Annotated in this window: 9 protein-coding genes and 1 pseudogene; 6 read left to right on the forward strand and 4 right to left on the reverse strand. The window is 48.2% G+C overall.

The window, feature by feature from the left end; genetic code table 11:
* Positions 1 to 115 precede the first annotated feature (115 nt).
* The 6 genes from HCN83_RS16085 (at position 116) to HCN83_RS16110 (ending at position 3,913) form a co-directional block, all read left to right on the forward strand.
* On the forward strand, positions 116 to 871 hold the full coding sequence (locus HCN83_RS16085) for a hypothetical protein (RefSeq protein WP_168009137.1): 756 nt from the start codon (positions 116 to 118) through the stop codon (positions 869 to 871).
* Positions 872 to 1,003: 132 nt separating this feature from the next.
* Positions 1,004 to 1,804, forward strand: a complete 801-nt coding sequence (locus HCN83_RS16090) for a hypothetical protein (RefSeq protein ID WP_168009139.1) — start codon at positions 1,004 to 1,006, stop codon at positions 1,802 to 1,804.
* A 126-nt stretch (positions 1,805 to 1,930) separates the two neighbouring features.
* Positions 1,931 to 2,254 carry a hypothetical protein gene (locus tag HCN83_RS16095; protein ID WP_168009141.1) on the forward strand — a complete coding sequence of 108 codons (324 nt, stop codon included), beginning with the start codon at positions 1,931 to 1,933 and terminating at the stop codon, positions 2,252 to 2,254.
* 36 nt (positions 2,255 to 2,290) lie between these two features.
* Positions 2,291 to 3,013 (forward strand): alpha/beta fold hydrolase, encoded by a 723-nt coding sequence (locus HCN83_RS16100; RefSeq protein WP_168009142.1) that lies wholly within the window; start codon positions 2,291 to 2,293, stop codon positions 3,011 to 3,013.
* Entirely contained in the window at positions 3,010 to 3,510 is a 501-nt protein-coding gene (locus tag HCN83_RS16105) for a hypothetical protein (RefSeq protein WP_168009144.1), read from the forward strand. The genes HCN83_RS16100 and HCN83_RS16105 overlap by 4 nt, the downstream gene beginning before the upstream one ends.
* 64 nt (positions 3,511 to 3,574) lie before the next feature.
* Positions 3,575 to 3,913, forward strand: a complete 339-nt coding sequence (locus HCN83_RS16110; protein WP_168009146.1) for a hypothetical protein — start codon at positions 3,575 to 3,577, stop codon at positions 3,911 to 3,913.
* A gap of 50 nt (positions 3,914 to 3,963) precedes the next feature.
* Here HCN83_RS16110 and HCN83_RS16115 read toward each other — a convergent pair whose 3' ends face one another.
* From HCN83_RS16115 to HCN83_RS18660, 4 genes and pseudogenes are all read right to left on the reverse strand, one after another.
* Positions 3,964 to 4,554: a LysM peptidoglycan-binding domain-containing protein gene (locus HCN83_RS16115; protein ID WP_168009148.1), complete on the reverse strand. Its 591-nt coding sequence runs from the start codon at positions 4,552 to 4,554 to the stop codon at positions 3,964 to 3,966.
* 550 nt (positions 4,555 to 5,104) lie between these two features.
* Positions 5,105 to 7,777, reverse strand: coding sequence for an HAD-IC family P-type ATPase (locus tag HCN83_RS16120; RefSeq protein ID WP_168009150.1), 2,673 nt, complete (start codon positions 7,775 to 7,777; stop codon positions 5,105 to 5,107).
* A 417-nt stretch (positions 7,778 to 8,194) separates the two neighbouring features.
* On the reverse strand, positions 8,195 to 8,887 hold the full coding sequence (locus HCN83_RS18800) for an IS110 family transposase (protein WP_343033757.1): 693 nt from the start codon (positions 8,885 to 8,887) through the stop codon (positions 8,195 to 8,197).
* A gap of 69 nt (positions 8,888 to 8,956) precedes the next feature.
* Positions 8,957 to 9,127 (reverse strand): annotated as a pseudogene (locus HCN83_RS18660) (IS110 family transposase); the annotation flags it as partial.
* Positions 9,128 to 9,278: the final 151 nt, after the last annotated feature.

The raw sequence follows: 9,278 nt of genomic DNA on the forward strand, positions 1-9,278 counted from the left end.
ACTGCAGGCTGTAGCGTATCTGGGGTCTTCAGCAATACAGCTGGAACGCGAAGTCATTTTTTGCTCAGTTACTCCGTTCAGATCATTATTTCTAACAGACAGAGGGCGGTAGAAAATGAACTATTATGTAACGGCAATCGTTGGCATTCTTACGTTTTGTTTAGCTATGTATTTATTGCTCAAAAAAACTGCATGGTTTCACAGGTCAGAAATTAAAAAATCTAATCAGCCGAAAGAGGCTCATTCAACTACTACTCCTCTTTCGATTCTTGACTACTATACGAAGACGAAGGCCCATTATGAATTTTTTTATCAAGTTGATAAAGATCGACAATATGAAGAAGTGATCTTTTATCCCTCGAATGAAAGGAAGGATCAAATTACTGCTTTATATGTTGAACGTGGTTTTCTTGAAAAACAGTCCCGAAGAAATATCGCCCAAATGTTTAAACTATTGGGCTATACCAATCGGTTAATGAACCCGAATGTTTTGGTGAATATGGTAAGATCCGGGGTCGCCGCCGCTTCTTACCTCCTGCGAGGCAGGTTATTAGTCATGGGTCTTATTTTCACCGCATTAATCTCTTTTTCCTTAGATGAAAGTCTTGCATTCTTCACAGAAATCAACGGAATCTTTGTCATGTTCGGATTGTTTTTTTACGCCATATATTTGTTAAAAGAGTTTATTGCTTATTTTCTGCAAAACATTTATTCCTTAAAGCTTTCCAAATCATTTGGTGTGACAACAAATGAATATAAATCTGTTTTCATCTATCTTTGGACGTCATTCATCTTATTTTTCAGTACTCAGTTTCTCAAATGGTTGCTGATCGCCACGTTGATGTTCGTCATTATAATGCTATACAATTAATTCACTTTTACGGCGTGCGGAAACAATCTACACCATCCATCCCAAGCACTTTCATATAGATACAGTGAATGACATGAGCTATCTGAACGTGCACGATCCTAATCAATTGCTTTTCAGAAGGAGCAGGACGACATGCATATATTCGGAGAATTTATTCCGTTACCTATCTTTTTAATGCTTTGCGCGATCTATGGCATTGGACTAATTTGGGGCTGGCGTGGTCCTCGGCGTTACCGGCGGGACCGCTTTTTCCCCATGAAAGGAATGGAACCTCGTGAGGAGTTAGAGGATGTGACTGCCGGTGAATTGTTTGATGAGGGGCTTACGTTCACCCATAACGGCTCGATTCCAGGGTATACACGAGAGTCTGCACGAAGAGATGTCTTTTTTCATTTCAGGCCTGCCGGAACCACAACAGGCGCAACGTGGTCGCACTATCTTGCTGATGCTGTCCGGATCAGTCAGATGACGATTGATTATGCCAGGGTCGCAAAAATGCTCGGTGTGATCAATCTGGAATTGTCACCGGGCTGGCGAATGTGGCCTTTACGCTTTCTGTCCCACTACCTTCTCTTCTTCCTGTATGTTTTTGCTGTTGGCTTTATGCCATTAGTGATTACGTTGGAGCATGTTGGCGATCAACCTTATGATCCAAGCCCGCCATGGGAACTGCTTGCTGTCGGCGGCTATATGATCCTTTTTTATATGATGGCCCGATTAATAGTGGAGACGGTTCAGTATGCCGTTCAGCTGAGGCGTTCGAAAAAGATTGTTAACAAACTCAGTTTGTTTAACAGCAGGGAAACCGTGCAGACTATCTATCGCTATCTTCATCGTCAGCTTGGCTGCTATGTCGTTAGCTATGCCACTCTTATTATTATCGTTTTCGCTCTGCTCAGTTTAGTAGAGCCTCCATACGGGATTGATTGGTAGCAAAGATCATGCAGCTGCCGTTCCTTCACGTTGCATAGCGGTTTTTCATGGATATCGTTGCAGTTTTTCCTTAAATATGGAAACATAGACATACAGATTCTTTTTGCAGAAAGGGGAACACCAGTGATGCGATTGGTAAACAAAACGCAGTTGGCATGGAGTCTCTTTCTATGCCTGATGATCCCACATGTGGTTCCAAGCGCTTATGAGAGCGCCGGCCGGGGCAGCTACAGCTTCGGACTGCCGTTTGAGTTCATTACCATCTATCAGCTTGAACCAGTCAGCGGCTGGTTTTTCACTAACTTTTTCAGCGGCAACGACGGCATGTTCGTCAGCATCGGCGGCCTCGTGCTGAACGTGCTGATTATTAATGGAGTCGTGCGATTGATCGCGAGAATGACGTTTGCTGGACGTGATAAAAAATACCGACGCACACCTTCCGTAACCTAACATGGACGTCACTCCCGCTCAGGAAAGGAATTCAAGATGCTGTTACATACGACATTAAATGGAAGCGGCTCCCCTCTTCTCTTTCTTCATGCCGGACTTGAAACAGGTGAAACGGACTTTGTTTATCAGCGGGACATGCTGCAATCAAATTTTCAGGTGGTGACGATGGATTTACGAGGGCATGGCCGCTCTCAGACTGCGAGTTTACAAGCTTACTTTGAGACATGTGCGGATGATGTAGCAGAAACGCTGCTGGCTCATAATATTAGGTCAGCTTTTGTTGTCGGCGCTTCACTGGGTGCACTCGTCGCCTTATATATAGCGAGACTCAGTCCTGAAATGGTAACTGCCCTCGCTGTTCATGGAATTATCGCTGAAAAACCAGCTAATTGGTCTGAACTTCGATTTCAGGAGAAAGCCCATTATAAAGCCCTTTTAGAAAACGAGGCGGCTGCCACTCATTTCGACAATCTTCATGGTAAGAGCTGGCGTGCTATTTTACGTATGGCGCAGGAGGACGATTACTATCCATTTGCTCTTACGGGAAATGCAGCGGACCTTTCAATGCCGGTTCTTATTTGCGCAGGGGACAAAAACCTGAATGAAGCGAGCTCACTGAATGTTTACAAAAAGCAGCTAACGAATGGCCGAACCGTTCTCGTATCAAATGCCGGCCATCTGGTTCATCAGGATCAGCCCGCTGCGTATCTAACTGAACTTTTATCCTTTATACACGATTACGGGGGAAATGATTCATGATAAAGTATCTCATTCTAATACTCATCCTGCTTTTAAGCGCCTGCCAGTCTGAGGAGAGCTACGAAGGTTCGCCGCTTTCCATTGCTGTGATTGGGTCGGAAGCGCCTGCGCATGTTGAAGATAGCGATGCCCTTTCGGCAGAGCGTTATTCGCTGACGGAGTTTGAAGAGGAGCGCCCGGATGGGTATGATGCGGTGCTCATTTTGGTCGATCAGCTGTCGGAAGCAGCCGATCCGGTCTATGTGGAGATGTACGAAGAAACCGAATTTACGTATGTGTTTGCTGAATCAGAAGCTGGGCCGCTTCCTTTCGTGATGGATGCTTCGTATGAAACGGAAGAGCCAAAATGGTACGGCGGTCCGGATTTGATTTTTCTGGAGCACGATGGGGATACACACGCTACGCTGCAGGTTCCGCTGCTGGACAAGACTGGGGAAAGCAGAGAAGCTGAAGCTTATGAACAAATCTGGGAGGCAGTGGAGGAAAACCGGTTCTGAGCGTTTGATATTAGTTGAGAAAGGGAAAAATAGTGATACCAACTTGCAGAAAGGGGTTTTACCGATGTCTGTGCATATGAACGTGTATCTCAAGAATGAGAATGCCGCAGAGTCGCTCAGAACCAAGCTGCTGAGGTATCATGTCACGGATTTGTACATCGATGAACTGCCGGACGGCGCAGAGCTTCGTACCCCGTTTATTGCTACTGGAAGTATTGGCGGCACCCCGGGCAACGTGCAGGTATTTACGTCGCTTCGAAACATTCGCAAGGATCGAAGCGTCAGCAAGCGCGACTATCCGCATTATTTGATTTCGTTTCGCGTACCGGAGGAATACAAGGAGCAGGTGCTGAAAACAATTAAAGAAGCAGACGGCTATATAGAAGAAAGCGTGGCGCAATAGCGTTGACAAAAGAATGCCTGCAGGAAGGCGACCTCCCTGCAGGCATTTTTTTATTCTAACGGCTGTGGATCAAGCTGGATCATCTGTCCAATGCTGATCTCGTCAGCATAGACTGAGTGGTTCATCTCAATCAGCTCATTTGCGGTTACGTCATGATACTGCCGTGCTATGCTGTGAAAGTTTTCGCCTTCATCGGCGTGATGGTAAGCCCCGTCCGGAGCTGCGTCATCAACGGAAATTGGTGCTTCCACGACGACGTGCATGCCCTGCTGCAAGTCATACCGATCCACGTCTGCGTTCCAATTATCAAGGTCGTCCGCTGTCACCCCATCGTGCTCCGATGCGATGCTATAGAACGTTTCCCCTTCCTGGACAACGTGGGTTTCTACCCCGCTTCCAGCATCATCTGCAGCTGTGATTGTCAGCTGCTCGCCGATTTGCAGGTTGTACGGATCAGCGTCCGGGTTCATGTCCTGCAATTCCTCCAGCGTAACAGTAGTGTTCGCTTCTGCGATGCTGTACATCGTCTCGCCTTCCGCTACCGTATGCGTCACGTCCTCTGCACTTACTGAAAAACCTCCGACCATCATCGTCGCACCCGCTGCGGCGAGCGTACCCGCCAGTAGCTTCGTACGTCTCACAATTAGCCTCCTCGTTAAGATTAGTAGCCGCGTCTGAACTGGCTTAATCTGTGAAGCTATGAGGTTGTTAGTAATCCCATACCTTCTCAAAACTGGGATTAAACATTGAATTTTACAGATTTGTTACGAATATTGCAATTTGATGACAGAGGCATTTTCAATTGGTTTGGCTTTCGGCGGGCCGAAAGCTTCCTTCTTGCGTTTGGATGGGTGAAAGTTATTAAGTGGAGGCGTCATCTTTTCATTCTCCATCGGAAACATTTCAAACTTTCCTTCGAACTTATCATTTTCGAGCTGCAACTTATACGAGTTATCATTCTTCGTTCTTTATATCGAAAAACTTATCATTCATGCCCCCAACCTTTTTATTTTGACGGCTACTTTTATCATTTGATTGAAATCTATTTTCAGACGCAACTGCTGTATGAAAAAAAGTGAACGTTTTGTCCGCGAAAGTTGAACATTTTCACGATCACCTTCCCATGCAGAACCCACCATCGCCGCCAAAAACGAAAAAGAGCCTCTGGATCAGTTCCAGAGGCTTCTTCCGCTAGCCTGTCTTTTTGGCTTCGATCCGCTTCATGACAGAGCGGGTGATTGTCTTTTCGATTTCGATGATGGTAAAGATCACGACGCCGAGTACGGCAGGGATGATCCAGAATTCGATGCTGAGCGGCACCGTGCCAAATGCAGTGTTCATAAACGGCACGTACAAAATCAGCAGCTGCAGCAGGATCAGAACGCCGGAGACGAGAAACGCGACTTTGTTTTTAAAGAAATTGCGGTTGAACGCGAAGCCGGTCTCGTTGCGAACGTTGAACAAGTGGAACATCTGCAGCATGACGATCGTGTGCAGCACAACGGAATTGAGCAACGCCTGATCTGTCGTCTCCTGCAGCATCATGAGATAAAAGGCGAAGGAGGTGCCGCCGATGAGCAGGGAAACGAAGATAATCCGGAACACATAATACGGCGTTAAGAGCGGTGTATCGATCGGACGCGGCGGCCGGTCCATGGCCCCCTTCTCAAGCGGCTCAAAGGCGAGCGCGAGAGAAACGGTGATCGCAATCACCATGTTAATCCAGAGAATCTGGATCGGAGTCACCGGCATCACGGCGGTGCCAAGCAGAATCGCAATGATGATCAAGAGCGCCTGGGCGCCGTTTGTCGGCAGAATGAAGAGGATCGTCTTTTTCAGGTTCGCATACACGCGGCGGCCTTCTTCGACTGCGCCAACGATCGTTTCAAAATTATCGTCCACGAGTACCATCTGCGCCGACTCTTTGGCTACCTCTGTTCCTTTGATGCCCATTGCAACGCCAATATCCGCGCGCTTTAAAGCAGGTGCATCATTGACGCCGTCCCCTGTCATCGCGGAGACGTTGCCGTTTTTCTGCAGTGCTTTGACAAGACGAAGCTTGTTGTCCGGACTCGTTCGTGCAAAAACGTCGTTAGACAAAACGGCCTCATCGAGCTCCTCATCGGACATAGTATCGATGTCGCGCCCTTCAACGCCGTTTGTGCCGTCTCCGATCCCGAGCTGATCACTGATCGCAAGCGCCGTATCGAGGTGGTCCCCGGTAATCATCTTGACGCCGATGCCGGCACGGTGGCACTCTGCCACAGCTGCAACTGCTTCTTCCCGCGGCGGGTCGATGATGCCGGTCATTCCGAGCAGGCGCAGGCCGGACGTCAAGTCATCGTGATCGATCTCCGACGTCGAAGCATCCACATCGATGACGCCTGCCGCGAGCACGCGCTCGCCTTGCGAGGTACGGCTCTTCATCGCCTTTTCCCAGGCGGCACGGTCAAAGCTGTCGTCGGACGCTGCCATATCAAACAGCCGGTCCGGTGCTCCTTTCACAAAAATGCGGCGCTTGCCTTCCTCTTCAATCAATACCGCCATATACTTGTAATCCGAGTCAAACGGTATTTTAGAAATGGCTTTGTGTCTAGGGATCTCAGTCGCTGCTTTTTCCGCGACGGTTAACAGACAGCCTTCGGTCGGCTCGCCGCTCATCACCCACGTGCCGTCCTCCTCCTGATGAAGCGAGGCGTCGTTACACGTTTTCATTGCGGTGAGCAGCTCATATACCTCGGTATTATCCGGCTCTGCTTCTTTATCGCCATCCATGATGCTTCCTTCCGGGTCGTAGCCCGTGCCGGTTACCTCATAGGTGTCACTCGGTGTCAGAAGCGCCGTTACGGTCATTTCGTTTTTTGTGAGCGTTCCAGTCTTATCCGAGCAGATAACCGATACGGCCCCGAGCGTTTCAACAGAAGGCAGGTTTCGTACAATCGCCTTGCGCTTGACCATGTTCTGCACGCCGAGCGCGAGGATGATCGAGATGATCGCTGGGAGTCCCTCCGGAATCGCAGCGACGGCCAGACCAACGATCGACAGCAACAGATCAACCGGCGCATAGTCGCGGAAAAAGAATCCGAATGCGTAAATGAACACCGATGCTCCGACGATAAACAGCGCGATCGTCTTGCCAAACTTATCCGTCTGGCGCATGAGCGGCGTTTTCAGCTCATCTACTTCATTGATTGACTCGTTGATTTTACCGATTTCCGTGTCTTCTCCAGTTGCAACGACAACGCCAACTCCACTTCCAGACGTGATCGACGTGCTCGAAAAAAGCATGTTCGTCTGGTCGCCGAGCACAGTGTCTTCCGGCAGCGCATCGGTCTGCTTTCGTGCCGATACTGACTCGCCGGTAAGTGCAGCTTCTTCCGCACCTAAATTGGCAGAAGAGAGAATGCGGATGTCTGCTGGTACTTTGTCACCGGCGTTCAGTACAACAATGTCTCCTGGAACGAGATCTGCGGCGCTGATTTCCTGACGTCTGCCATCCCGAATCACGACAGCGTCCAGCGACAGCATGTTTTTTATCCCTTCGAGTGCTTTTTCGGCTTTGTTTTCCTGTAAAAACCCGATGGTCGCATTGATGACCGCAACGAGCACGATAATCGCCGTATCGATGTAATAGCCAAGCAAAAACTTGAGTACTCCTGCTGCCAGCAGGATGTAGATCAGAATATCGTTAAAATGCTTGAAAAATTTCACGAAGATGCTCTCCGCTTCTTTTTCAGGCAGTTCGTTTTTTCCATAGGCTTCTAGCAGATGATCTGCATCGGAAGCGGAGAACCCCTGATCCTGGTCGGTGTGAAGCTCTCTGACAACATCATCAACGGATAGAGAAAACCACTTTTTGTTCATAACTCCTCCCTCTATAAAATAATTAATACTTCTAATATCTCACGATATCTCCGAATTCCTGCACCATCTGTTTTCAATACACGAAGTCTCATAGACATTTATACCATCATTTTAATTATATGGAAATTACGCATGCATTCAATAATCAAAATGGACGATAATTACCATCTTATGGATAGTAGATATGGCCGCACTAGTGGATCTCCACAATACTCACGGTGGTGGACCCTCCCATGTCTCGCGGAGTCTAAGCTCCAAAATTCCTTCGTTCAACCTGTCCATGAGGTGGAGGTCGGATATGCTCCTTTGCTGGGTCATCATGCCCGTACGGTGAAATATTGACCGACTTCTCCGTGCTTCGTTTGTCAACGTAGTTGATACTGAACCTTCTATCGTGAGATGAAAATCAGTGAATCGTTAGGCAGCTTCCTGTGTGTCTCTGAAATGCGGAATGTCACGAATCATGCGTTCTTCATCGAAATCACACTGTCTTGTCCCGATCACAAAAAAGATACGTAACAGTTTGCCACAAAGGGCAATCAGCGACTGTTTACCGGTCAAAGGATTATCAGGCCGGTTTCGATAATAGTCATGCAGTTTCTTAAAGGCTGAATTTTTAGATGACAACGGCATGGCAACGCGGAACAACAGGGCTCTGAGTTTTCTTCTTCCCCGCTTGGAAATCCTGGTTTGACCTTTGTGAGTACCGGATTCATTTCGTCGCAGATTGAGTCCCGCTAACTTAAGTAATTGGCGTGGATCATCATAGTTGTTCAAATCACCAACTTCTGCGAAAAAACCGGCAACGGTCATTGCTCCGACCCCTTTCATGGCAAGCATCTGCTTAGTGCCTGGAATCGGTTCGATCAGTTCATTGAGCTCCTCTTCGAGGAGAGATAGTTCTTGACCCAGTTCATGATATTCCTGAAGCAAAAGGGCCAATTCACGCTTCGCCATCCGACTGCCGGTCCGGATCCCAATGGACGTTGAAGCAGCTTCCTTCAGGGCACGCACGCGTTTCAAGCCAACCGCCCGTGAAGCGCCTTTTTTCATTTCGTCCAGAATGGTTTTATCGTTCATCCCAGCTAATTCGTTTGGCAAGAGGTTCATCTCCAGAATCTGAAGAGCCGCTTTTCCTTCCCAGTCTTTAAAGACATCTGTGAATTCAGGGAAATAGCGATCGAACCAGTTTTGGATCTTTGCCTTGATGCGATTGTGGCGCTCCGTGAGCCAACCATGGACATTCATCCCCTGACGCAGCTCTGCATAGACATGATCAGGCAGCACCGGCTCGGAGAACCGGCCATCTTTCACGAGCTGTGCGATGACTTTGGCATCTTTCACATCGTTTTTCGAAGGGGAATTATCATCAAGTGGTCTTCAGTCAAGAAAAGAGACGGTGAGAAAAGTGACAGTTGATTTTGGAGCCGGCTCCCTTCGGGGTTCTGGAGAGCGGTGTCTCATTTTGCTTCTCGTGGACCCGTTTCAAACGCGCTTATGA

It is taken from the genome of Alkalicoccus luteus (assembly GCF_012034335.1).
Lineage (GTDB): Bacteria > Bacillota > Bacilli > Bacillales > Salisediminibacteriaceae > Alkalicoccus > Alkalicoccus luteus_A.